The organism is Nonomuraea gerenzanensis (assembly GCF_020215645.1).
Classification (GTDB): Bacteria; Actinomycetota; Actinomycetes; order Streptosporangiales; family Streptosporangiaceae; genus Nonomuraea; species Nonomuraea gerenzanensis.
On sequence record NZ_CP084058.1, the window covers coordinates 10084435 to 10107907 of the forward strand.

Here is a 23473-nt window from a genome sequence, read left to right on the forward strand (position 1 = left end):
ATGGGAGATGCAATAGGGGGCGGTGTTTCCTCAGCGTTTCCACTTTCCGCGCCGTCGCGGGCTTATTCGGAGCAAATGCCCCCTCCGCCACACTCGGCTCTGTAAGCGGATGGAAAGGCCTGGGGTGCGCCATGCGGGTGCTGGTGGTGGAGGACGAGCCGATGCTCGCCGACGCGATTGCCGAGTGGCTGCGTGAGGAGACGCACGCGGTCGATCTGGCACACGACGGCGAGGCGGCGCTGGAGCGGATCGCGGTCAACGACTACGACGTGGTCGTGCTGGACCGGGACCTGCCGCGGGTGCACGGCGACGAGGTGTGCCGGGAGCTGGTGGCCTCCGAGTGCGAGGCGCGGGTGCTGATGCTCACCGCCGCCGCCCAGCTCGACGACCGGGTGACCGGCCTGTCCATGGGCGCCGACGACTACCTGACCAAGCCGTTCGCCTTCCCCGAGCTGGCCGCCAGGGTGCTGGCGCTGGGGCGGCGCTCGCGGCCCGCCGCGCCGCCCGTGCTGCGCCGGGCCGGGATCACGCTCGACCCCGCGCGGCGGGAGGTGTTCAGAAACGGGCGGTTCGTCCCGCTGTCGAAGAAGGAGTTCGCCGTCCTGGCCGAGCTGCTGCGGGCGGGCGGCAACGTCGTCTCCGCCGAGCAGCTCCTGGAGAAGGCGTGGGACGAGAACGCCGACCCGTTCACCGGCGCGGTCCGCCTCACCATTCTCAAGCTGCGCCGCAAGCTCGCCGACCCGCCGGTCGTGGAGACCGTGGCGGGAGTGGGGTACCGGATCGCATGAAGGCGGTCCCGCGAGCGCTGCGCGGCCTGCTGCGGCCCACGCTGCGGATGCGGCTCACGCTGGTGTACGGTGCCGTGTTCATGCTGGCCGGGCTGGTGCTGCTCGGGGTCACGTACGTGCTGTTCAACCAGCAGCTCGTCCAGACCTTCGACGACCGGTACGCCGCCCCCGCCGAGCCCGGCCGCCACAAGCAGTTCTTCATCAAGCAGGACGACGTCCTGCTCACCGGCGACGCCGCGATCGAGTGGCTGTGGCGGCAGCAGCAGGAGCTGCGCGACCTCGCCGTCACCTCGCTGCTCACCCAGGGCGCGATCGCGCTCGTCGTGGTCGGCGGCGCGGCCGTGGGGCTGGGCTGGTGGGTGGCCGGCCGGGTGCTGGCGCCGCTGCACCTGGTCACCGCCACCGCCCGCAAGATCGCCGCCGCGCCCATGGCCGAGCGCGGCCTGCACGAGCGCATCGCGCTGGACGGGCCGGACGACGAGGTCAAGGACCTGGCCGACACGTTCGACACCATGGTGGAGCGGCTCGACCACTCCTTCGACGGGCAGCGCCGGTTCGTCGCCAACGCCTCCCACGAGCTGCGCACCCCGCTGACGCTCAACCGGGCGCTGGTCGAGCTGGCCATGCACCGGCGTACGGCCTCCGACGACGTCAAGGAGCTGGGCGAGAGCCTGCTGGAGATCAACGCCCGCCACGAACGCCTCATCGGCGGCCTGCTCCTGCTCGCCAGGTCCGAGCAGGAGATCGCCGACCGCTCGCCCGTGGACCTGGCCGACATCGTCACCCACGTGGCCGCCCAGAGCGCCGACCAGGCCGCCGACGCCAAGGTCACCGTGTACGAGGCCGTCGCCCCCGCCCCGACCACCGGCGACGCGCTGCTGCTCGAACGGCTGGTGCACAACCTGGTGGAGAACGGCATCCGCTACAACCTCGACGACGGCACCGGCTGGGTGCGGATCGTCAGCCGTACCGTGTCGGGGGACAGGGTCGAGGTGGAGGTCGGCAACACCGGCCCGGCCGTGCCGCCGTACGACGTGCCGCTGCTGTTCAAGCCGTTCCACCGGCAGGCGGGCGAGCGCGCCGTGACCGGCACCAGCGCCGGGCTGGGATTGTCGATCGTGCGGTCGGTGGCGATCGCCCACGGCGGCGACGTGCGGGCGCGCCCCAGGGAGGGCGGCGGCCTCATCGTGGCCGTGGCGCTGCCGCGCGCTACCGGCCGCTCCTGGTGAGCAGCTCGCGCAGGTCCTCGTGCAGGCGCCCGGGGTCCACGGTGACGATCTCGTACGCCGCCACGCCCGCGACCGCGAACGGATCCTCGGCCGCCACCCGCTCCACCCGCTCCCTCGGCCCGGTCGCCAGGATGACGCCGCCCAGCTCGTCGGGGACGGTCTGACCCGACAGCAGGAACGTGCCGTCGGCGTGGTGCCGCTCCAGGTAGGCCACGTGCCCTGGCACGTGCGGGGTCACCTCGCCGGCGGGGGCGGTGTAGCGGACGAGGAGCACGTGGAGCATGGCGGCATTCTTCCTTATATAGAGGTACGTTCCCCGCCCGCCGGAGGATTTCCGGAAGTCACTTCTCCCATGGCGCACGCCGAACCGCTCCGGGAGGAGCCTCACGGTGCGGATCTGCGACTTCGACGACGGCTGGTGAGCGGACGGGCCGCGTACGGGCGCGACCTCGCGGGTACTCCTCCGATCACCTGACAGGAAGGACCCAGCATGGAACTCCCCCGCTTCCACCTCGCCGTCCCCGTGGACGACCTGGACGCCGCCCGCCACTTCTACGGCGAGCTGATCGGCTGCGCCCAGGGCCGCAGCTCCGACCGCTGGATCGACTGGAACCTGCACGGCCACCAGTTCGTCACCCACCTGGCCCCCGCGCGCACCGAGCGGGTGCACAACCCGGTGGACGGCCACGACGTGCCGGTCCCGCACTTCGGGCTGATCCTCACCGTCCCGGAGTTCCACAAGCTGGCCGACCGGTTCAGGGAGGCTGACACGGCGTTCGTCATCGAGCCGTACCTGCGTTTCGAGGGGCTGCCCGGCGAGCAGTGGACGATGTTCCTGCTGGATCCGGCGGGCAACGCGCTGGAGTTCAAGGCGTTCGCGGACGACTCGCAGGTGTTCGCCGTCTAGGGGTCCCGCGTCATTCGGAGAACGACTCCAAGGCGAGCAGTTCCGCCAGGCTGGTGGCCGGATGGCCGGTGAGCGAGGGAATGTCGTCGGTGACCCTTTCAAGCTCTCCTGCCGCGATCGCCAGGTACGTCGTCACCCACGCCTCCACCTGCCACCCGGGCGCGCCGTAGATCTCGCGGGACGCGTACGCCTCCGGCACCGTCTCGGCGTGGTAGGTGATCTCCCGCCCCGTCGCCGCGCCGATCACGGCGGCGACCTCGTCCAGCGTCAGCGCCTGCGGCCCGGTCAGCTCGTACGTGGCCCCCTCGTGCTCCTTGGGCCCCAGCAGCACGTTGGCCGCGGCCTCGGCGATGTCGTCCTGGGTCACGGCCGCCACCCGCCCCCGCCCGGCCGGCCCTCTGATCACGCCGTCGCTGCCCGCCATGCCGGGCAGGAAGTCGGCGTACAGGTTGTCGCGCAGGAAGGTGAAGGTGAGGCCGCTGTCGCGGATGTGCTGCTCGGTGGCCCAGTGGTCGCGTGCCAGCGTGAACGTCGCCTCGGGGGCCGCGCCGTAGAACGAGATGTACACCAGGTGGGAGACGCGGGCGTCGCGGGCGGCGTCCACGAACGTGCGGTGCTGGTCGAGGCGGTCGGCGCTCTCCGACGCGGACACGAACAACACGGTGGAGGCGCCGTCGAGCGCCTGCCGCATGGCCGCGCGATCACCGTACGCGGCGTCCACCGCCGTGGCCCGGTCGAGGCGCGGGGCGCGGTCGGCGGCGTGCCGGGAGACGAGCCGCTGCTCGGCACCGGCGGCGGCGAGCAGTGTGGCGACCCGGCCGCCCAGGCGCCCCGTGGCCCCGGTGGTGACGATGAACGACATACCGGCACCCTAGCCGGAGCACCACGCGAAGCCCCCGAATGCCACGCAGAGCGTCCCTACGGCCCGAAGGCCGCGCGAGTCCAGCGGTACTGGGCGTCCAGCAGCTCGCCCAGCAGGTCGTACAACGTGCCCTCCGGATACTCGCCCACCCGCTCCGGCTGGGTGTGCGCGCCCGCCGGCCCGCGCTCGGCCAGCAGGATCACCCGGGCGTCGGCCCGGTCCACCCCCAGCCCGACCAGCGCCTCGCGCGCACCCGCGCACGCCTCCGCGTCGCCGTCGCGGTAGTAGCCCTCCACGAGGTTCTGCCACAGGGCGCGGGCGGGCGGGCTGTGCTCGGGGCTGAAGGCCCGCCCGGGGAAGACGACCACCATGGCGTCCACCCGCATCACGGCCGCGCTGCGCCGGTGGCCGTCGTCGAACGCCCCCTCCGGAGGCACGGGCTGGGCCCGGAAGGACTCGGTGAGCAGCCGGAGCACCGAGCCGAGGTCGTACTCCGCCGTCCGCGGGTCCATCTCGTACTCGATGAACCCGGCCAGGGGGAACGGCGGGTCGGGCAGGGTGTTGTACCCGAGGAAGAGCCTGGCCCCCCGGAGCGTCTCGCCGGGGTCGAGCGGTGCCGTCAGCGCTCCGTGCGCCACCCGGCCCAGCGCGCCACACCCGTGATCGGGCAGGCCTTCAGCCGACCGAAACATACTCATGAGCAAATTGTGGCAGCCGCATTACTCTTCGTATAGATCCGAACAGGCACTCTTTGGCTGCTCACGGGGGCGGCGCAGGCGGGTCACGAGCCCGCGATCACCGCCACCGCCTCCACCTCCACGAGCTGGTCGGTGTACCCCAGCACGGTGACGCCGAGCAGCGTGCTCGGGACGTCGTGCTCCCCCATGTACTCCCGGTACACCTCCCACGCCTGCACCAGGTCGGCCTGCCGGGTGGCGGCCACGTACACGGTGGTCTTGACGACGTCGGTCAGCGACGCCCCCGCGCTGTCGAGCGCCGTGACGAGGTTGCGCATCACCTGGTGGGCCTGCCCGGCGTAGTCGCCGGCGGCCACCGTCTTGCCGTCGGCGTCGAGGGGGCAGGCGCCCGCCACCCAGATCGAGCGCACGGGGGCGTCCACGGTGGCGGCGTAGGCGTACTCGACCTGCGCGAGCTGGTCGTTGCGGATGAGTCGAACTCCTGATGTCATGGCTGTTCTTCCTATCATTCGGCAAGCTGGGAATCTTCCGGATTTTTCGCCTCTGCCACCGGCGCCGATACCATCCTTCGTGCACCGTCAGCTCAAGGGAGAGTCGCCGTGCGTGTCCATCTGGCCGTCTTAGCCGCCGCCACGCTGCTCCCCTGGGCTGCCTTACCCGCCACGGCGGCTGCCGCCGCCACGGTGGTCTACGAGTGCACCACCGCCGCCACGAACGAGCGGCAGGAGATCAGCCTCGACGTGGAGCTGACCGTGCCCGCCCAGGCCACCGTGAACCAGCAGCTGACGATCGGCTGGAGCGGCGTGTTCGTCACGGGCAAGGAGCTGGTGGCCCCCGCCACGGGCATGGAGGGCGAGCTCAACATGTACGTGTACGCCGGCATCAGCGGCATCGAGAGCTTCACCTCGGCCACCGGCGTCGCCGAGCTCGGCACGGTCATCCCCGGCGAGCCCGTCGCGATCCCCGCCACGGCGTCGATGACGACCACCCCGCGCAACTCCGGCACCGGCACGGTGCACGCGGGCGCGATCAACTTCGGCGTGACCCCGCAGGACGTGCTCGTCGAGTGCGAGGTGAAGGACAAGGGCGCGCTGACGGAGTACCCGATCACCGTCACCGGCGGCGCGAACGACCCCACCCCCGACCCCACGGACACCGGCACCCCTGCGGCCGACGACGACGGCACGGGCCAGGACCCGGACGGCGCCGGCGGCGAGCCGGACACCACCACCACGACCACCCCCACCGACACCCCGTCCGGCGGCGTGGACACCGGCGCCGGCGGGATGGCGGGCCCCGACGGACGGGCGCTGATGCTGGCCGGGCTCGTCATCATGCTGGCGGCGCTGACCGGCCTGCGCCTCCGCAGACCGCGCAGCCGCGCGTAGGACCGACCGCCCTGCCTCTCCTGGAGGTTCGGTCGAACCATTCCGCCTCCCCACCCACCAAGACCATCGTGTACGTCGCCGAGACCGGCGACGACGACGCGGCCGGAACGATGAAAGCCCCGTTCGCCACGATCGAACGTGCCCGCGACGCCCTCTCCGGCCGGACGGGCGCCAGCAACCCCGGCCTCGTCTACATCCGGGAAGGCGTGTACCAGACGTCCAAGACGATCGAGATCACCGGCGAGGCCCAGTCGCACGTCACCTACACCGCCTACCCGGGCGAACAGGTCGAGCCGGCCGGCGTCACCATCCTGGCACCGGACCGCTTCCGCAGGCTGAGCGACGTCCCGGCGGGCGAGGCCAAGTGGTCGTCGAAGTCCCGCGTCCCGGCCGCCGCCGCGCCCCACGTCTTCGTCTCGACTTGGGCGCGGAGGGCATCCCCGCCGGAACGCTCGACAAGAACGGCCTCAACTGGAAGCCGCAGCCCTACGCCCCCGCGCTGATCACCGCCACGTCGCCTTCGACTCCGGCGACCGGAGAGTTCGACGCGCGGGCCACGCCGCCGAACGGGGCGGAGGGCTTCGGGCGCGCGTGGGTGCAGGAGTGGAACAGGAGCTTCACGCGGGAGGGCATCGGCCCTCGGAAGTGAGACGCGATCGGCAGGGTGCGGCTTCATCGGGCGAGCCGCACTCTCCTCACGAACGACGACGGGCACCCTCGCCGAGGATGCCCGTTTCGTGAAGTGCGCCGCCAGGGACTCGAACCCCGGACCCGCTGATTAAGAGTCAGCTGCTCTGACCAACTGAGCTAGCGGCGCGCCGACAGAGAGGAATATACCGGTGATCCGCATCCTGGTCGAATCGGTATCCGCGGCACATCACCGGCTAGAATAAAGTTCGGCTCAGGCTTACAGGCTCAACGGCCCCGGCAGACAGGATCATGCATGTTCGACTCGCCCGCCGACGTGACGGAGCGGCTCGCCGCCGTGGACTACCTCTCCGACGACGCCATCTCCACCTCGGTGTTCCTGGCCGCGGCGCTGGGCAAGCCGCTGCTGGTCGAAGGACCGGCGGGAGTCGGGAAGACGCAGCTCGCCAAGGCGGTGGCGCTGACGACCGGCGCCGAGCTGGTCAGGCTGCAGTGTTACGAGGGGCTCGACGAGGCCAGGGCCCTGTACGAGTGGAACTACAAGAAGCAGCTGCTGCGGATCCAGGCCACCAGTGCCGACGACGACATCTTCAGCGAGGAGTTCCTGCTGGAGCGGCCGCTGCTCAAGGCCATCAGGTCCGACCGGCCGACCGTGCTGCTGATCGACGAGACCGACAAGGCCGACGTCGAGGTGGAGGGGCTGCTGCTGGAGCTGCTGTCCGACTTTCAGGTGACGATCCCCGAGCTGGGCACGATCGCGGCCACGCGCAGGCCGTACGTGGTGCTGACCTCCAACGCGACCCGCGAGCTGTCGGAGGCGCTCAAGCGGCGCTGCCTCTACCTGCACATCGAGTACCCCACCCCGGAGCGCGAGCGGGACATCGTGCTGGCGCAGGTGCCCGGCATCCGGGCCGAGCTGGCCGAGCAGCTCGCCAGGACGGTGGCGACGATGCGGGCGCTGGAGCTGAAGAAGGCGCCGTCCGTGGCCGAGACCGTCGACTGGGCCAACACGCTGCTGGCGCTGGGGCGCGACGAGCTGGACGAGGCGACCGTGGCCGGGACGCTCGGGGTGGTGCTCAAGCACGCCTCCGATCACGAGCGGGCGGTCAAGGAGCTGGGGCTGCCCGATGCCTGAGCAGGCGCTCCCCGCGCCGGTCGCCCCCGGGTCCGGGCCAGCGTCGTCCGCGCCGGTCGCCGCAGAGCCGGGGCCGGCGTCCCTCGTCGATCGGCATGTCGGGTTCGTGCACGCGTTGCGGGCGGCCGGGGTGCCGGTGTCGGTGGCCGAGGGGCTGGACGCGGCCAACGCGATGCGGGTGATCGAGCTGGTCGACCGGGAGTCGCTGCGGGCCGCGTACGCGGCGACGCTGGTGAAGAAGCCGGCCTACCGGCCGGGCTTCGACGTGCTGTTCGACCTGTGGTTCCCGGCCTCGACCACCGGCCTGTCCGCCGTACGCACTCATAGCGACATAAATCCGGAAACGGCGGACATCAAGGAGCTGCGCGCCCACCTCGCCGGCCTGCTGACGAACTCGACCGACCAGGAGCTGCGCGAGTTCGCCCAGGCCATGGTGGAGCGGTTCGGCAGGCAGGAGGCGTCGGGTCCCGGGCGGCAGAACTGGTTCTCCTACAGCGTCATGCGCGCCCTGTCCCCCGAGACGCTGATGGCCGGCATCCTGCGCAACGTCCTGCAGGGCCGCGAGCGCGGCGGGCTGGCGGAGAAGACCGTGCGCCAGCAGGTCACCACGGGGCTCAGGCGCTTCGAGGAGGCCGTGGCCACCGACGTGCGCCGGCGCATCGCCGAGGAGGCGGGCATCGAGCGGATCGCCCGCTCGGCCGTGCGCCCGCCGCTCGACCAGGTCGACTTCCTGCGCATCACCAAGGCCGACCTGGCCAGGCTGCGCAGGGAGGTGCACCCGCTGGCCAGGCGGCTGGCCGCGCGCCTGACGATCAAGCATCGCAAGGGCAGGCGCGGCCGGCTCGACTTCCGCCGGACGGTGCGGGCCTCGCTGCAGAGCGGCGGCGTGCCGCTGACCACCCACTTCAAGCCGCCCCGCCCGCACAAGCCCGAGCTGGTCATCCTCTGTGACACCAGCGACTCGGTGTCCTCGTTCGCGCACTTCACGCTCCTGCTGACGTACGCGTTGCGCGAGCAGTTCACGAAGGTGCGGGCGTTCGGGTTCGTGGACACGGTGGACGAGATCACCCGGTTCTTCCTGCCCGGCTCCGACGTGGTCGAGGCCATGACCAGGCTGGCGAACGAGGCCGACATGGTGCGCTTCGGTCGGACGAACTACGGGCACAGCCTGGAACGCTTCGCCGAGCGGTACGCCGACGCGCTCGGCCCGAAGACGTCCCTGCTGATCCTGGGCGACGCCCGGTCCAACTACCAGCCGCCCGCCCTGGACGTGCTCAAGTCGCTGGTGTCGCGGACCCGCTCCGCCTACTGGCTCAACCCCGAGCCGAGGCAGCAGTGGGACACCGGTGACTCGGTCGCCGGCGAGTACGGCACGGTCGTCCCCATGTGGGAGTGCCGCAACGTCGCCCAGCTCACCGCGTTCATCGAGACGCTGGCCTGACCTCCTAGATCCGCTGCAGCTCACGGGCGGCGGTGCGGGCCAGCAGCTCGATCTGCGAGTCGTTGAGCACGCCGGTGTCGGCCGCCTTCATCAGGCGGGCCGCCGTGCGCGGCCTGAGCAGGGTGAGCCCCTCGGCGGACACCACGCCGTTCCTGGGCAGGATGCCGCAGTGCACCGCGATCATGGGGTTGATCGTGACCGGGACGCCGGTCTCGCGGGCGAGCAGCTCGGCGAACGCCTCGGCCTTGTCGACCAGGGCCTTGGCGGTCTTGCTGCCGTACTTCTCGCCGAAGAACAGCCGGCCCACGTAGCAGGCGATCTCGATGTCGGGCGCCCAGGACTCGTTGTCGACGATCCACACGCCGCCCGGGCCGATCACGAGATGGTCGATGGAGGCCTGGCCGCGGATGGCCCGGCCGTCCAGGACGTGGTAGCCGTGGCGCCGCAGCGAGCGGCGCAGGATCCGGCCGGTGATGGCCTCGCCCCGCCGGGCGCCGCGCCACACGGCCGTGCGGTAGAAGGAGTACCAGTCGAGCAACCAGTCTCCGCCGTAGACGAGCCCCGCGAGCAGCAGGCCGGTCAGCGCGGACGCGCCCGAGAGGTCGAACCTCAGGCCGAGCGCCACGCCGATGATGAATCCCACTCCGGCCTTGACGTAACGGTACTTACGCCGGTTCGGCGCGTCCTCGCGCCAGAACTTCTCGTACCACCACTGCGGGGAAGACCCTGTGTACTTCTCGTTGGGCTGCACGTAGATAGAGCCACCGGGCACGGCAAACTCCCCGAATGAGTAGATGTTGTGCAGGATCTGCCACGCCGAAGATCCCTCGCCGGTCAAGAGATACCCGCTCCCCAACCAAGGCGAGCCTAAGGTGACGGAATTAGTACCCGCAAGACCATCAACCGACCAGTCGGTATGCTAAGGCGGTGACCAAGGGGGACGATGTGAAAGACGAACCGGTCAGGCAGCGCCTGCTTGCCGAGGCGACCCGGCTGTTCGCCGAGCGGGGCTTCGAGAGCACCTCCGTCCAGGAGATCGTAGTGGCGGCGGGTGTCACCAAGGGCGCCATGTACCACTACTTCGACTCCAAGGACGACCTCCTCCACGAGATCTACGCCCGGGTGCTGCGCATGCAGATGGACCGGCTGACGCAGATCGCCGACGGCCCGGGCACCGTGAAGCAGCGGCTGCACAGGGCCGCGGCCGACGTCGTGGAGACGACGGCCGCCAACCTCGACGACTCGAAGATCTTCTTCAGGTCGATCCACCTGCTCGCGCCCGAGACGCAGAAGACCGTGCGGGCCGAGCGCCGCCGCTACCACGAGCGTTTCCGCGGCCTCGTGGCGGAGGGGCAGCGCACCGGCGTCTTCAGCGCCCGCGTCCCGGCGGAGCTGGTCGTGGACTTCTTCTTCGGCTCGGTGCACCACCTGGGCTCCTGGTTCCACGCGGCGGGGCCGCTGACCGGCGCCCAGGTGGGCAAGCACTTCGCCGACCTGCTGCTGACCTCGCTGGAGGCCCCGCTGTCAGGCGGGCCCGGGGACGTCGACGAGTGAGGCCAGCGCCTCACGGTGATCGCCCGGCGTGCCCAGCGCGATCTCCGTCGCCTTGGCGCGCTTGAGATACAGGTGCACCGGATGCTCCCAGGTCATCCCGATCCCGCCGTGCAACTGCACGGCCTCCTCGGCCGCGTGCACGGCCACCCCCGCGTTCCACGCCTGGGCCACGGCCACGGAGACCGAGGACGAGTCGGCGACCGCGTTCCTGGCGGCGGCCCTGGCCCGCACCACGTCCAGCCAGAGATCGGCCAGCCGGTGCTTGATCGACTGGAAGGAGCCGATCGGCCGGGCGAACTGGTGCCGCTCCTTGACGTAGGCCAGCGTCGTCTCCAGGCACCACTCGGCCACCCCGAGCTGCTCGGAGGCCAGCAGCCCCGCCCCGAACCTGAGCACCGCGGCCAGGTCGCACGCCCCCACGCGCCGCCCCTGCGCGTTCGCGAACGTCACCGTGGCCACCGGCCTGGTCAGGTCCATCGACGGCGCCACCTCGACGGAGGCGCCCTCGACCGCGTACAGGTCGCCGTCCACCGGCACCAGCAGCACGTCCGCCACCTCCGCCCCGGCCACGCCGGTGACGGTCCCGGACAGCCGCCCGCCACCGTCCACGCGCACCGACGAGCCGCGCGCGGGCGCGTACGGGGAGGCGGCGAACGACACCGCCAGCGCCGCCGTCCGCCGCCCCTCGGCCAGCTCGCCGAGCAGGGCGTCACGGGTCGGCAGCAGCGCCTGCGTGGCCAGCACCGCGCTGGTGAGGAACGGCACCGGCGCCACCGCGCGGCCCAGCTCCTCAAGCACCACGGCCACCTCGCTGGCCGACGCGCCCGCGCCGCCCAGCTCCTCGGGGATCAGCAGCCCGGCCACGCCGATCTCGCCGGCCAGCGTCTTCCACAGGTCCAGGTCGTAGGGCTCGGACTCGATGCGCTTGAGCACCGCCGCGGGCTGGCAGCGGTCGGCGAGCAGCCCCCGTACGGAGGACCTGAGCTCCTCCTCGACCTCGGAGTACAGCAGGGTCATCGCGGCAGGTCCTTCCAGGGCACGTCCTTGTCGACACGGGGTTCGGAGGGCAGGCCGAGCACCCGCTCGGAGATGATGTTGCGCAGGATCTCGGAGGTGCCGCCCTCGATCGAGTTGCCCTTGGCCCGCAGGTAGCGGTAGCCGGGGCCGCGGCCGTAGAAGTCGACGTCCTCCGAACGGCGGAAGGTCCAGTCGTCGTAGCTCAGGTCGCGCCGCAGCTCCACGTCCAGCCCGGTCAGCGCCTGGTTGAGCCGGGCGAACGAGAGCTTCATGCCCGACCCCTCGGGCCCCGGCTGCCCGGCGGCGAGCTGCTCACGCAGCCGCGCCCCCGACAGACGGGTCACCTCGGCCTCCACCCACAACGACAGCAGCCGCTGGTGCAGGTCGTGGGTACGCAGCTCGGGCTGCTCCCGCCAGGCCGACAGCACGGTGGCCAGCACCCCGCCGCCGCGCCGCGTGGGCGCTCCGCCGATGGCGACCCGCTCGTTCATCAGCGTGGTCTGCGCCACCCGCCACCCGTCACCGACCTCACCCAGCCGCAGGTCGTCGGAGAGCCGCACGCCGGTCAGGAACACCTCGTTGAACTCGGCCTCACCGGTGATCTGCCGCAACGGCCGCACCTCGACGCCGGGCGCCTGCATGTCGCAGACGAAGTACGTCAGGCCGCGGTGCTTGGGCACGTCCGGGTCGGTACGGGTGACGAGGATCGCCCACCGCGAGTGGTGCGCGCCGGACGTCCACACCTTCTGGCCGTCCACGACCCACTCGTCACCGTCCCTGACGGCCCGCGTCGCCAGCGTCGCCAGGTCGGAGCCGGCGCCGGGCTCGCTGAAGAGCTGGCACCAGATCTCCTCGCCCGTCCACAGCGGACGCAGGAACCGGCGCTTCTGCTCCTCGGTCCCGAACGCCAGAATCGTCGGCGCCGCCATGCCCAGGCCGATGCCCTGCTTACCGCCGGTGATCTGCGGCGTGTCGGCCAGCTCCCGCTCGACGACCTGCTGCAGCTCCCGGGGAGCCCCCAGCCCGCCGAGCCCCACGGGGAACCACACCCACGCCAGGCCCGCGTCGAACCTGGCCCGCAGGAACTCCAGCCGGTCCCCGCTGGGGTCGTGCTCGCCGAGGAACGCGGCCACGCGTTCCTTGATCTCAGCTTCGTTCACATCCACCTCTTCAGCTCGCGATAGGCCAGCGATCGCTTGTGCACCTCGTCCGGGCCGTCGGCCAGGCGCAGGGAGCGGGCTCCGGCCCAGAGGCCGGCCAGGGGGAAGTCCTGGGAGACGCCGCCCGCGCCGTGCACCTGCACGGCCTTGTCGAGGATCCACTCCACGGTGATGGGAGTGGAGATCTTGATGGCCTGGATCTCCGTGTGGGCGCCCTGGTTGCCCACGGTGTCCATGAGCCAGGCCGTCTTCAGGACGAGCAGGCGGGCCTGCTCGATCTTGATCCGGGATTCGGCGATCCAGTCCTGGACGACGCCCTGCTGCGCGACGGGCTTGCCGAACGTCGTCCTGGCCAGGGCCCGCTTGCACATCATCTCGACCGCGCGCTCGGCCATGCCGATCAGGCGCATGCAGTGGTGGATGCGGCCGGGGCCGAGCCTGGCCTGGGCGATGGCGAAGCCGCCGCCGTCCTCGCCGATGAGGTTGGCCGCCGGGACGCGGACGTCCTCGAAGAGGATCTCGGCATGGCCCCCGTGGTCGGCGTCGGTGTAGCCGAAGACATGCATGCCGCGCTTGATGTGCAGGCCGGGGGTGTCGCGGGGGACGAGGATCATGCTCTGCTGGCGGTGCTTGGGCGCGTCCGGGTTCGTCTTCCCCATGACGATGAAGATCTTGCAGTTGGGGTTCATCGCGCCGGAGATGAACCACTTGCGGCCGTTGATGACGTACTCGTCGCCGTCGCGGGTGATGGAGGTGGCGATGTTGGTGGCGTCGGAGGAGGCCACGTCGGGCTCGGTCATCGCGAACGCCGAGCGGATCTCACCGTCGAGCAGCGGCTGGAGCCACTCCTTGCGCTGCCACTCGTTGCCGAACATGGACAGCACTTCCATGTTGCCCGTGTCGGGTGCCGCGCAGTTGGTGGCGACGGGGGCGATGGACGGACTCCGGCCCATGATCTCGGCCAGGGGCGCGTACTGGAGGTTCGTCAGGCCGGCGCCGTGCTCGCCCGGCAGGAACAGGTTCCACAGGCCGCGTTTCCTGGCCTCGTCCTTGAGGTCGGCGAGCAGGGGTGGCGGGCTCCAGCCGCTGGTGGCCGCCTGCTCCTCGAAGGCCGGCTCGGCCGGATAGACGCATTCGTCCATGAAGTTGAGCAGGCGCTCGCGCAGGTCCTCGGTGACTTGGTCGAAGGCGAAGTCCATGGGCGTGAGCCTACCGACCGGCCGGTATGCGTGTCGACAGGTGGTTCCCCGTAAAAAGGTGCAGGTGGCCATAAAAGTGGCATGAGTGGTCTCATAGGGTTTCGGCATGACCGCGAAGCTGCCTGCGCCTGTGGTGCTCGAGAACGACGTCGTCCGTCTTGAGCCGCTCACCATGGATCACGTTCCGGACCTGTTCGCCGCCGGTGGCGGCGACGAGGAGCTGTGGCGCTGGCTGCCGATCGACGCCCCGCGCACCGAGGAGGAGCTGGGCAAGGTCGCCAGGAAGCTGATCGACGACGACGTGCACGTGCCGCACGCCGTGGTGCTCAAGGAGAGCGGCCGCGCCGTCGGCTGGACGACCTACGCCGACGTGCCCGGCTTCGAGGCCAGCGTCGAGATCGGCTGGACCTGGTACGGCAGGGCCGTCTGGCGCACGGCCGTGAACACGAGCTGCAAGCTGCTGCTGATCGACCACGCCTTCGCCCTCGGCTACAACCGCGTCCTGCTCAAGACCGACAACCTCAACCTCCGCTCGCAGAACGCCATCAGACGCATCGGCGGCGTGCACGAGGGCACCCTGCGCCGTCACCGTAAGCGCTCGGACGGCACCTGGCGCGACACCGTGTGTTTCGGCATCCTCGAAGAGGAATGGCCGCAGCACCGCGACCGGCTGGCGGCCCGGCTGCGCCATTCCTGACCTGCCTGCACCTCTGACCTTTTCCAGCCCGCTCGAACCTTTTGCAGAAGGGCGGCGTCTCATCCCGCATGACCGATCGGCTGGGGGGCTACTGGCTCGGCGCCCGGCTCGACGGCGGCGGGCGGGTCGTCGTGCGCGAGGCGTACGACGAGGCGGGTGGCCGGCACGCGCTGGGGGTGCCGTGCCTGCCTGACGCGGAGGCACGGGCCCGGCTGGCCGCCTCGGCGGAGGCGGCCGGGCGCGTCCACTCGCTGTCGGTGGCCAAGGTGACCGCTGTCTGTCTGGACGGGGAGGCGCCCTACCTGGTCAGCGAGTACATCGAGGGGCCTACGCTGCGTCAGGTGGTGGAGCGGCACGGGCCGTACAGCGGTGACGACCTCTACCGGCTGGCCGCCGCCACGGCCACCGCGCTGGCGGCGGTGCACGAGGCGGGCGCGACGCACGGGGCGCTGACGCCGGACAAGGTCGTGCTGGGGGGCGAGGGGCCTCGGCTGGTCGGTCTGGGGCTGGCGGGGGACGGTGGCGGGCCGGCCGCGGATGTTCTGGCGTGGGGGCGGCTGCTGGTGTACGCCGCCTACGGGCCGGACGCCCGACCGGACGCCCCACCGGACGACGGCCGGTCGAACGGGACGCGAGCGGGCAGCGGGCAGTCGAAGGGGACGCGGGCGGAAGCGGCGCGGGCGGAAGGCGGGCGATTAGACGGCGGTGAGCGCTTCGACCGGCCGTTGCGCGGGCTCGTGGCCGCCGCGCTGCGCCGCGACCCCGACCGCCGCCCGAGCGCCCGCCAGCTCCTGATGTCCCTCCTCGACGCCCCCCAGTCACAGCAGGGCCGCCTGCTACCCCCCGGCCCCATCGACGACCCACCGCTCGGAGCCCGCGCCGAGGCCGTCCACGCCGCGCTCAGCCCGGCGGAGCAGGACCTGGTGCCGGAGGTGTTCCTGCGGCTGGTGGGTGTCGACTCCGAGGGCGCCGACACGGTGGTGAGCGTGAGCCGGGACGAGCTGGTCGCCGGGCGCGGGGCCGACGAGGTGGCGGCGATCGAGGGGGTGCTGGCGGCGTACGGGACGGCGGGGCTGGTCACGGAGCCGCCGGCGATCGCGCACGCCGCGCTGTTACGGGCCTGGCCGCGGCTGCGGGAGTGGCTGGACGGGGAGCGGGCCGGGCTGGCGGTGCACAGGGAGCTGGCGGAGGCGGCGCGGCGGTGGGAGGCGGGCGGGCGCCGCGAGGCGCTGCTCTTCCGGGGGGAGCCGCTGGACAGGGCGCTGGCGTGGGCCGCCGGCGGGCGGCGGCGGGTGACGTTGAGCGCGGGCGAGCAGACCTTCCTGGACGCCGGCCTGGCCTCGGTGCGGCGACGTGCCCGCAGGAGGCGTACGGCCACGGCGGGGCTGTTGTCGGTGGCCATGGTGGCCGTGCTGCTGGCGCTGTGGCAGCGCGGCGTGGCCGACGGGCGGCTGGACGAGACGATGGCCAGGGTGGCGGCGTCGCGGGCGGAGTCGGTGCGGGTGAGCGACCCCGTGACCGCGCGCAAGCTGGGCCTGGCCGCCTGGCTGCTGGCGCCGATCCCGGAGAGCAGGCGGGCGCTGACGGTCAGCGATCCGGCGGTGGAGGTGTTCACGGACCCGTACGCGGGGCCGCGCGCCCTGCACGCCATCACCGGCGACGGCGCCACGCTCGCCGCCCTGGACGAGACCACGCTACGGCTGTACGACCTGGCCTCGGGCCGGCTGCTGGCCGCCACGGCGGGCCCGGCGCAGAGCGTCAGGGCGCTGGCCTGGTCGCCGGACGGCCGGACGCTGGCGCTGGTCGGGGTGGACCGCTCGTACCTGTACGACCTGCGTACCGGGATCCTGGGCCGTCCCTTCGGCCGCGGGCTGGGGGCGCCGGGCGAGCAGTCGGCCTGGTTCAGCCCGGGCGGCGGGCTGCTGTTCGCGGCGGCCAGGCAGTCGGGCGAGCGCTGGGCGTGGGACCTGCGGGCCGGGCGGGCGGCCTACGTCGGCGAGTACGCGGTGATCGGCCCCGGTGACCGGGTGGCCCTGGTGTTCGACGGCAAGCGCTCGCAGATCAGGCGGGCCGGCCGGACGTTCCCCGCGCCGTGGCTGGACCGGATGCCGTGGGAGTACACGACGTTCGCCCCCGACGGCGTGCGGGTGGCGATCGCCGAGGAGACCGGCATCCAGATCTACGGCCTGGACGGCGTGCCCACCCACAACAGCCGGTACCGCCCCTCCCCCGGCCACCTGCGCTTCAGCTGGGACGGGCGGCTGCTGGTCAGCACCGACAGCGACCGCGTGCGGGTCTGGCGGCTCGACCACGGCACGCGGATCGCCGACCGGCAGGTGCCCGCCTCCGCCGACCGGCCCGCTCAGGCGGCGATCTCCGCGGACGGGCGGTGGCTGCGCGTGCTGGCGGGGCGTGGCACGGTCCTGACCATCGACCTGGCGGCGCCGTCGGCGCCCGCGCGGCCGGAGGTGTGGGTGTGCGAGCGTTACGGCCCGCTCTCGCCCGAGGAGTGGGGGCGGCACCTGCCCGAGGTGCCCTACCGGCGCACCTGCTGAAATACGCCTGAGAGTGCCGCGTGCGGAAGCGCCGCTGGGACGAGACGGCCTCGTGACGGAGGCATGATTGTGTACTCACCCGTATGCGAGGCTGGTTTCGGAGGAGTGTCATGAAGACAGGCGCCACCCTGCGCGCGGTCATGACCGCGCTCGGCGGGCCGGTGACCGGGCTCATCACGGCCCCCGACGGGCTGGACGTCGAGCTGCGCGCCGTCGTCATCGCCGAGCCGGGCGACCCGGTCGGACCGGGAGACCTGGTGCTGGTGGCGGGCGCGCGCGGCGAGGTCGCCGTGCCGGTGATCGAGGCCGCGGCCGGGTGCGGCGCGGCGGCGGTCGCGGTGAAGGGCGAACCGGTGGAGGCGATGCGGCAGGCCGGGATCGCCGTGCTCGGCATCGACCCCGACGCCCGCTGGGACCAGGTGGAGACGCTCGCCCGCGCCGTCATCGAGGGCGGCGGCGACGGCCCGGGCGGCCACCAGGACCTGTTCTCGCTGGCGCAGACCGTCGCCACGCTGACCGGCGGCGCCGTCACGATCGAGGACACCGCGCACCGCGTGCTGGCCTACTCCGAGTCCGACGACGAGGTGGACGAGCTGCGCCGCCAGTCCATCCTGGGCCGCAACTGCCCGGAGCCCTACCTCGCCCACCTGCGCGAGTGGGGCGTCTACCAGCGGTTGTGGGCGGGCGAGGAGGTCGTGGACATCGCCGAGCGGCCTGATTTGGGCGTGCGCCGCAGGCTCGTCATCGGCGTGCACGCGGGCAACCGGCCGCTGGGCAGCATCTGGGTGCAGGAGGGGCGGGCGCCGCTGACCGGGCACAGCGCCGAGACGCTGCGCGGCGCGGGCCGGCTGGCCGCGCTGCACCTGGCCCGCCTGTACGGCGGCACCGCGACGGCCCGCGCCGGCGAGGACCTCGCGGTCGGACTGCTGACCGGCGGCTTCGACTCCGAGGGGCTGGCCAGGCACCTGGGCATCGACCCCGCGGCCCCGACCGCGGTGATCGCCGTGGACCTGCGCGAGCGGCCCGACCGCTCCTGGCTGGAGCTGCGCAGGACCCAGGCCACCGAGATCATCTCGGTGCACGCCGCCGCCTACCGGCGCGACGCCATGGTGATCCCGGCGTGCGGCTTCATCTACATCCTGCTGCCCGACCCGGCCCGCGCCACGCTGCCCGCCTGGGCCACCGACGTGGTGGCGGCGCTGCGGCGGCACCTGGGCACGCCCGTGCAGGCGGCGGTCTGCGGCGTGGCCGCGCACGTGAGTGAGGTGCCGAGGGCGAAGAAGGAGGGCGGCAAGATCCTGGAGATCATCGCCTCGGCGCCGGAGCGGCTGGTGGCCACGCTGGCGGAGGTGCGCTCCTCGATCGTGCTGCGCGACATGCTGAACGTGCTGCGCGACAGCGGGCTGCACGACCCGTCGCTCGACGCGCTGGAGCCCGAGCTGGCGCACACCCTGCTGGCCTACCTGGACGCGTTCGGCGACGTGGCGACCGCGGCCGAGGCCCTGCACGTGCATCCGAACACCGTGCGGCACCGGCTGCGGCGGGCCGGCGCGACCACCGGGATCGACCTGTCCGACCCGGAGCAGCGCCTGGTCGCCATGATCCAGCTTCGTCTGGGCTCCTGAAGGCTTCCCTACTTCTCGGCCGACTTCATCAGTTTCGCGTAGGCGAACTGCAGCCAGTCCGAGACCGCCACCGCGGTCATCGTCGCCCCCACGAGCCTGGTCACCCGCGGGGCCAGCACGAGCCCGGCCGCGTACGCCGTGGCCACCCACTGGGCCAGGCAGAACGGGCAGGCGAGCAGCTCACCGATGGCCCCGCGCGGCTTCTCCTGCACCTCAGAGGGGCCGCCCTGACCCTCGTACTGCGTGAACGGCGCCCGCAGCGGGCTGGTCACGGGGTCCTTGGCCAGGCGGCGCGAGACCTTGTGCGTGCAGGCCGCCATCAGCGCCAGGTCCATCAGGCTGACGTGCTCGGGGGCCTTGCGCCCCGCCAGCATCGCCACGGCGGCGGCGACCCCGACCGTTCCGCCGTACGCGCTGAGGAGGCCGACGTACCCTCCCAGCGGCCGGTCGTGACCGTTCTCGTAGGCCCGTTCCGTCTTTTCCAGAATGTCGGTCATAGCTCCCCGCGCTACCCAGGAAGCCCTGACCTCCAACGTCTAGTTGACGATCGTTTGGGTAGCCCGTCCACATGAGTAGCCACGGTCACGCGGTCACCGACGCCATCCTCGACACGCTCAAGCGCGCCAGTTCGGGGCTGAAGGACGCCGGGGTCAAATTCGCGCTGGCCGGCGGGTGTGCGGCTTACGCGCGTGGCGCGGCCCCCTCGCTGCATGACGTGGATTTCGTCCTCACCGAGCACGACGTCCCGGCCGCGCTGGAGGCGCTGCGCGGGCTGGGCTTCCAGACGGCCAAACCGCCGGAGGACTGGCTGGTCAAGGCGTACGACGACGGGCGGCTGGTGGATCTGATCTTCCGGGTGTCCGACTTGGAGATCACCGACGCGCTGCTCGACCGGGCCGAGCCGTTGAAGGCGTCGGCGGTGATCGTCCCCGTGCTGGAGGCCACCGACCTGGTCATCTCCTGGTTGCTGCCGCTGTCGGAGCACGCCTGCGACTACGGGGCGCTGCTGGCCCAGGTGCGGGCGCTGCGCGAGCAGGTGGACTGGCCGCGGGTGGCCGCCGTGACGGCCGACTCGCCGTACGCGACCACGTTCATCACGCTGCTGGAGCGGCTGGGCGTGCTGAACGAGCCGGTGGTGCCGTCGGGCGACCCCAAGTGGCCGTGACAGCCAAGTGGCCGTGACAGCCAAGTGGCCGTGACGGCCCCGAGCAGGCCGCCGCCAGGCGTTGTCAGCCGCGGCGGGTGGCCGCCGTGACCCGCTTGAGGATGCGGTCCCACTCGGTGCCGAACGGGTTGTCCTGCACCATGTACGTCCACGTCGCCGTGGGCCGCTTCAGGTCCGGCTCCGGCGCCTCGAACGACTCCAGCGAGCGCTTCTCCACCTCGGCCAGCAGCGCTTTGTACTCCGCCACGGCCTCGCGCTGGAACTCGTCGACCGGGCTCATCCGGCCCAGTGCCCGCAGGTGGATGCCCTCGCGCAGGTCCGTCAGGAACGCCAGGTGCTCGGTCCAGCAGCGGTCGATGGCGTGCAGCACGATCTGGCGGGCCGTCTCGTCGCGGGTGTCGTCGGGCATCGAGGCCCAGCGCTCGGGGTCGGCCTCGGCCAGCGCCTTGGCGGCGGCGTCGCCGTGCAGCACCTTGTCGCGCCACTCCAGGATGAGCTCGCGCTGGTGCTCCAGCAGCCGGGTGTAACGCCACGTGTTGCGGTGGATCTCCAGGTTGACGCCCTCGGCGACGCGCTGTGCGTGCCCCACGAGGTACGCGCCGCGCCGGTGGCGGACGACCCCGTCGGCGTCGGCGGCGGGCGGGCGCTCGTCGGGGACGAACTGAGTGATCAGGTCGTCCTTCATGCTGACGAAGAAGACCGAGCCGCCGGGGTCGCCCTGGCGGCCGGCGCGACCGCGCAGCTGGTCGTCCAGGCGGCTGCTGGCGTGGCGGCCCGAGCCGATCACGTAGAGGCCGCCCAGCTCCGCGACGCCCTCGCCCAGGCGGATGTCGGTGCCGCGACCGGCCATCTGGGTGGACACGGTCAGGGCGCCCCGCTCGCCCGCCCTGGCGATGATCGCGGCCTCTTCGGCGTCGTTCTTGGCGTTGAGCACGACCGGCTCCAGGCCGCGCCGCTGCAGCAGCTTGGCGAGGTTCTCCGACTCGGCCACGTCGAGGGTGCCGATGAGGATGGGCCGGCCGGTCTCGTGCACGGCCTGGATCTCCTCCACCAGCGCCGCGTCCTTGTCGGGCACGGTCGGGTAGATGCGGTCGGGCTCGTCCACGCGCACGCACGGCCGGTTCGGCGGGATGACCGCCACCTTGAGCCCGTAGAACTCGCCGAGCTGCTCGCTGACGGCGACGGCCGTGCCGGTCATGCCGCAGATCTGCGGGTAGCGGCGGATCAGGCCCTGCACGGTGATCGAGTCGAGGATCTCGCCCTTCTCGCTCGGCGGCAGCGCCTCCTTGGCCTCCACGGCCGCCTGCAGGCCGTTGGGCCAGCGCTGCAGCAGCGCCACCCGGCCGCGCGAGGGGTTGATGAGCTGCACCTTGCCGTCGCGCACGATGTAGTCGACGTCGCGGGCCAGCAGCGCGTGGGCGTGCAGGGCGAGGTTGAGCTCGATGAGCGTGCCGGGCTCGTGCTCGTCGTAGAGGTCGACGCCGAGCAGGTTCTCGACGCTGTCGGCGCCCTTCGCGGTGAGGTAGACGTTGCGGGCCTGCTCGTCGATCTCGTAGTGGTAGCCGCGGACGAGCTGGCGCACCAGCGCCGCCATCTCCGGCACCGCGTTGCCTGGGTCGGCCGCCCCGGCCATCACCAGCGGCACGCGGGCCTCGTCGACGAGCACGGAGTCGGCCTCGTCGATCAGGGCCACCTCGGGCGCGGGCACGATGATCTCGCTCGCGTCCGTGCGCAGGCGGTCGCGCAGCACGTCGAAGCCGATCTCGCTGACCGGCCCGTACGTCACGTCACTGGCGTAGGCCGCGCGCCGCTCCTCCGGCGTGGAGTTCTGGTCGATCCAGCCCACGCTGACGCCGAGCGCCTCGTAGAAGGGGCCCATCCACTCGGCGTCGCGCCTGGCCAGGTAGTCGTTGACGGAGATCACGTGCACGCGCTTGCCCTGCAACGCGTAGCCGGCCGCCGCCATGGCCCCGGACAGGGTCTTGCCCTCACCGGTGGCCATCTCGGCGACCTTGCCGTCGAGCAGGGCGAGCGTGCCCAGCAGCTGCACGTCGTACGGGCGCAGGCCCAGGGTGCGGTCAGCGGCCTCGCGCGCGACGGCACAGAACTCGGCCAGATCGCTCATGTCGGGCCTGGGCAGCTCGTCGAGCTTGCCGACTCTCTCCGCCCGGCCGTCGGCCGACTTGACGATCTTCTGGTAGGGCGTCAGAGGGACGCCTCCCGGACGATCCAGGAGGTTCCTCAGTATTCCCTTAATCGAGGCCACAGTTCCTCCAACGCACGCTTCGCCGACACCGTTCCCTTCATTCGTCGGGGCCCGTCGCTTGGCCTTGGGGCCGGGGAGCGGAGCGACGATCCGGCAAGCGCCGCCGTACCGGACCTTAACTCATCCGGCGCCCTGGGCCGTCACATCACGCGCTTTCCGCTCGTGCGGCGAGCACCGTGACGGCGGCCAGCAGCAACACGCAGCCGCACCAGGCCGCCGGGGTGAGCCGCTCGCCGAACAGCAGCACGCCCAGCAGCGCCGCGCCGACCGCCTCGCCGAGCGAGATGATCGACACGGTGGTGGCGCTCAGCGCGGTCAGCGCGCGGAAGAACAGGCCGTACGCGAGCGCGGTCGGCACCGCGCCCAGGTAGACCAGCAGCGCCACGGACGTCCAGCTCACCTCGGGCACCACCCCTTCCGCCAGCGCGAACGGCGCCAGGCACACCGCGCCGACCACGAACCCGCCGACCGCCACGGCCCGCGAGTCGTCGTCCCTGCCGTGCCGGGACAGCAGCGTGACGCCCGCGTAGCCGGCGGCCGAGACCAGCGCGAAGGCGATGCCGAGCGGCGCCCCGGCCTGGAGCGCGGCCTCGCCGGTGAGCAGGAGCAGCCCGCCCAGCGCGACGGCCAGGGCGCACAGCGCGACCCGGCCGAGGCGCTCGCGCAGCAGGAAGCGGCTGCCCAGGGCGGTGAAGACCGGGGTGGCGCCCATCGTGACGACGGTCGCCAGGGCGACGCCCGAATGCGCGATCGCGGCGAAGTACGCGGTCTGGTAGACGGCCATCCCGGCGCCGACCAGCAGCGTCCGGCCGTTCCAGGTGAGCGGGGCGCTTCTGGTCAGGACGAGGAGGAAGACGGCGCCGAGCAGGTAGCGCCACAGGGAGACACCGACGGGGCCGAGGCCGCCGGTGTCGAACAGGAGGGAGCCGGCTGCGCCGCCGGTGCCCCAGGCGGTCGCGGCCACGGACACGTACAGGGCGCCCCGCCGGGCGGAGACATGGGTCATGACAGGGGTTCTCCGGAAGGAGTGGTCGGAATGGGCCCGGTGTGCGGGCAGCAACCACCCCCGGATCTGTCAGACCCGGAAAGCTGAGGAAGGGCCGCCCGCTAGCGGGCGGGGGGCGGGGAGCAGATCAGAC

At 72.1% G+C, this 23473-nt stretch carries 23 protein-coding genes and 1 tRNA gene; 12 read left to right on the forward strand and 12 right to left on the reverse strand.

Features of this window, described 5'->3' with window-relative positions; genetic code table 11:
• Window positions 1-131 precede the first annotated feature (131 nt).
• Window positions 132-788, forward strand: coding sequence for a response regulator transcription factor (locus LCN96_RS46895; RefSeq protein WP_225268868.1), 657 nt, complete (start codon window positions 132-134; stop codon window positions 786-788).
• A complete protein-coding gene (locus LCN96_RS46900; RefSeq protein ID WP_225268869.1) occupies window positions 785-2017 on the forward strand; it encodes a sensor histidine kinase in 1233 nt (410 codons plus the stop codon). Before LCN96_RS46895 ends, LCN96_RS46900 begins: the two co-directional genes overlap by 4 nt.
• On the opposite strand, the gene LCN96_RS46905 is transcribed toward LCN96_RS46900, so the two are convergent.
• Window positions 1998-2300: a YciI family protein gene (locus LCN96_RS46905; protein ID WP_225268870.1), complete on the reverse strand. Its 303-nt coding sequence runs from the start codon at window positions 2298-2300 to the stop codon at window positions 1998-2000. The two genes, LCN96_RS46900 and LCN96_RS46905, sit on opposite strands and share 20 nt — an antisense overlap.
• Window positions 2301-2507: 207 nt before the next feature.
• On the opposite strand from LCN96_RS46905, the gene LCN96_RS46910 reads away from it, so the two are divergent.
• On the forward strand, window positions 2508-2924 hold the full coding sequence (locus LCN96_RS46910; protein ID WP_225268871.1) for a VOC family protein: 417 nt from the start codon (window positions 2508-2510) through the stop codon (window positions 2922-2924).
• A 10-nt stretch (window positions 2925-2934) separates the two neighbouring features.
• Here the strand turns inward: LCN96_RS46910 and LCN96_RS46915 are convergent, their stop codons facing one another.
• From LCN96_RS46915 to LCN96_RS46925, 3 genes are all read right to left on the reverse strand, one after another.
• A complete protein-coding gene (locus tag LCN96_RS46915) occupies window positions 2935-3786 on the reverse strand; it encodes an SDR family oxidoreductase (protein ID WP_225268872.1) in 852 nt (283 codons plus the stop codon).
• Window positions 3787-3842: 56 nt separating this feature from the next.
• A complete protein-coding gene (locus tag LCN96_RS46920) occupies window positions 3843-4484 on the reverse strand; it encodes a hypothetical protein (RefSeq protein ID WP_225268873.1) in 642 nt (213 codons plus the stop codon).
• An 83-nt stretch (window positions 4485-4567) separates the two neighbouring features.
• On the reverse strand, window positions 4568-4975 hold the full coding sequence (locus LCN96_RS46925; protein ID WP_225268874.1) for a RidA family protein: 408 nt from the start codon (window positions 4973-4975) through the stop codon (window positions 4568-4570).
• Window positions 4976-5083: 108 nt separating this feature from the next.
• Here LCN96_RS46925 and LCN96_RS46930 point away from each other — a divergent pair, with 108 nt between their 5' ends.
• Together LCN96_RS46930 and LCN96_RS46935 are read left to right on the forward strand one after the other, a co-directional pair.
• Window positions 5084-5872: a hypothetical protein gene (locus LCN96_RS46930; RefSeq protein WP_225268875.1), complete on the forward strand. Its 789-nt coding sequence runs from the start codon at window positions 5084-5086 to the stop codon at window positions 5870-5872.
• A 68-nt stretch (window positions 5873-5940) separates the two neighbouring features.
• Window positions 5941-6375 (forward strand): hypothetical protein, encoded by a 435-nt coding sequence (locus LCN96_RS46935; protein ID WP_225268876.1) that lies wholly within the window; start codon window positions 5941-5943, stop codon window positions 6373-6375.
• A gap of 240 nt (window positions 6376-6615) precedes the next feature.
• On the opposite strand, the gene LCN96_RS46940 is transcribed toward LCN96_RS46935, so the two are convergent.
• Window positions 6616-6689 (reverse strand) — tRNA-Lys (locus LCN96_RS46940).
• Between the two features lie 126 nt (window positions 6690-6815).
• Between LCN96_RS46940 and LCN96_RS46945 the strand changes: the two genes are divergently transcribed.
• Together LCN96_RS46945 and LCN96_RS46950 are read left to right on the forward strand one after the other, a co-directional pair.
• Complete coding sequence (locus LCN96_RS46945; RefSeq protein ID WP_225268877.1) at window positions 6816-7655, forward strand: AAA family ATPase; 840 nt, start codon at window positions 6816-6818, stop codon at window positions 7653-7655.
• Window positions 7648-9096, forward strand: a complete 1449-nt coding sequence (locus LCN96_RS46950) for a vWA domain-containing protein (protein WP_225268878.1) — start codon at window positions 7648-7650, stop codon at window positions 9094-9096. Before LCN96_RS46945 ends, LCN96_RS46950 begins: the two co-directional genes overlap by 8 nt.
• 4 nt (window positions 9097-9100) lie before the next feature.
• Here LCN96_RS46950 and LCN96_RS46955 read toward each other — a convergent pair whose 3' ends face one another.
• A complete protein-coding gene (locus LCN96_RS46955; RefSeq protein WP_225268879.1) occupies window positions 9101-9868 on the reverse strand; it encodes a nuclease-related domain-containing protein in 768 nt (255 codons plus the stop codon).
• Between the two features lie 173 nt (window positions 9869-10041).
• Here LCN96_RS46955 and LCN96_RS46960 point away from each other — a divergent pair, with 173 nt between their 5' ends.
• Window positions 10042-10650: a TetR/AcrR family transcriptional regulator gene (locus tag LCN96_RS46960; RefSeq protein ID WP_225268880.1), complete on the forward strand. Its 609-nt coding sequence runs from the start codon at window positions 10042-10044 to the stop codon at window positions 10648-10650.
• Here the strand turns inward: LCN96_RS46960 and LCN96_RS46965 are convergent.
• The 3 genes from LCN96_RS46965 to LCN96_RS46975 are packed head-to-tail and all read right to left on the reverse strand — an operon-like array spanning window position 10621 to window position 14026.
• Window positions 10621-11667, reverse strand: coding sequence for an acyl-CoA dehydrogenase family protein (locus LCN96_RS46965; protein ID WP_225268881.1), 1047 nt, complete (start codon window positions 11665-11667; stop codon window positions 10621-10623). The genes LCN96_RS46960 and LCN96_RS46965 overlap by 30 nt on opposite strands.
• Complete coding sequence (locus LCN96_RS46970; RefSeq protein WP_225268882.1) at window positions 11664-12827, reverse strand: acyl-CoA dehydrogenase family protein; 1164 nt, start codon at window positions 12825-12827, stop codon at window positions 11664-11666. The genes LCN96_RS46965 and LCN96_RS46970 overlap by 4 nt, the downstream gene beginning before the upstream one ends.
• On the reverse strand, window positions 12824-14026 hold the full coding sequence (locus tag LCN96_RS46975) for an acyl-CoA dehydrogenase family protein (RefSeq protein WP_225268883.1): 1203 nt from the start codon (window positions 14024-14026) through the stop codon (window positions 12824-12826). The genes LCN96_RS46970 and LCN96_RS46975 overlap by 4 nt, the downstream gene beginning before the upstream one ends.
• A gap of 106 nt (window positions 14027-14132) precedes the next feature.
• Here LCN96_RS46975 and LCN96_RS46980 point away from each other — a divergent pair, with 106 nt between their 5' ends.
• From LCN96_RS46980 to LCN96_RS46990, 3 genes are all read left to right on the forward strand, one after another.
• Window positions 14133-14723, forward strand: a complete 591-nt coding sequence (locus LCN96_RS46980) for a GNAT family N-acetyltransferase (protein WP_225268884.1) — start codon at window positions 14133-14135, stop codon at window positions 14721-14723.
• A 68-nt stretch (window positions 14724-14791) separates the two neighbouring features.
• Window positions 14792-17278 (forward strand): nSTAND1 domain-containing NTPase, encoded by a 2487-nt coding sequence (locus LCN96_RS46985; RefSeq protein ID WP_225268885.1) that lies wholly within the window; start codon window positions 14792-14794, stop codon window positions 17276-17278.
• A gap of 110 nt (window positions 17279-17388) precedes the next feature.
• The gene (locus tag LCN96_RS46990; protein WP_225268886.1) at window positions 17389-18903 is read left to right on the forward strand and encodes a PucR family transcriptional regulator; all 1515 of its coding nucleotides are present in this window, start codon (window positions 17389-17391) and stop codon (window positions 18901-18903) included.
• A gap of 8 nt (window positions 18904-18911) precedes the next feature.
• Here the strand turns inward: LCN96_RS46990 and LCN96_RS46995 are convergent, their stop codons facing one another.
• Entirely contained in the window at window positions 18912-19400 is a 489-nt protein-coding gene (locus LCN96_RS46995; RefSeq protein WP_225268887.1) for a DUF1360 domain-containing protein, read from the reverse strand.
• Window positions 19401-19471: 71 nt separating this feature from the next.
• On the opposite strand from LCN96_RS46995, the gene LCN96_RS47000 reads away from it, so the two are divergent.
• Window positions 19472-20068 carry a nucleotidyltransferase gene (locus LCN96_RS47000; protein WP_225268888.1) on the forward strand — a complete coding sequence of 199 codons (597 nt, stop codon included), beginning with the start codon at window positions 19472-19474 and terminating at the stop codon, window positions 20066-20068.
• A gap of 64 nt (window positions 20069-20132) precedes the next feature.
• On the opposite strand, the gene secA2 is transcribed toward LCN96_RS47000, so the two are convergent.
• Entirely contained in the window at window positions 20133-22334 is a 2202-nt protein-coding gene (gene secA2 / locus LCN96_RS47005) for an accessory Sec system translocase SecA2 (protein WP_225268889.1), read from the reverse strand.
• Between the two features lie 145 nt (window positions 22335-22479).
• Window positions 22480-23340, reverse strand: coding sequence for an EamA family transporter (locus LCN96_RS47010; RefSeq protein ID WP_225268890.1), 861 nt, complete (start codon window positions 23338-23340; stop codon window positions 22480-22482).
• Between the last annotated feature and the right edge of the window lie 133 nt (window positions 23341-23473).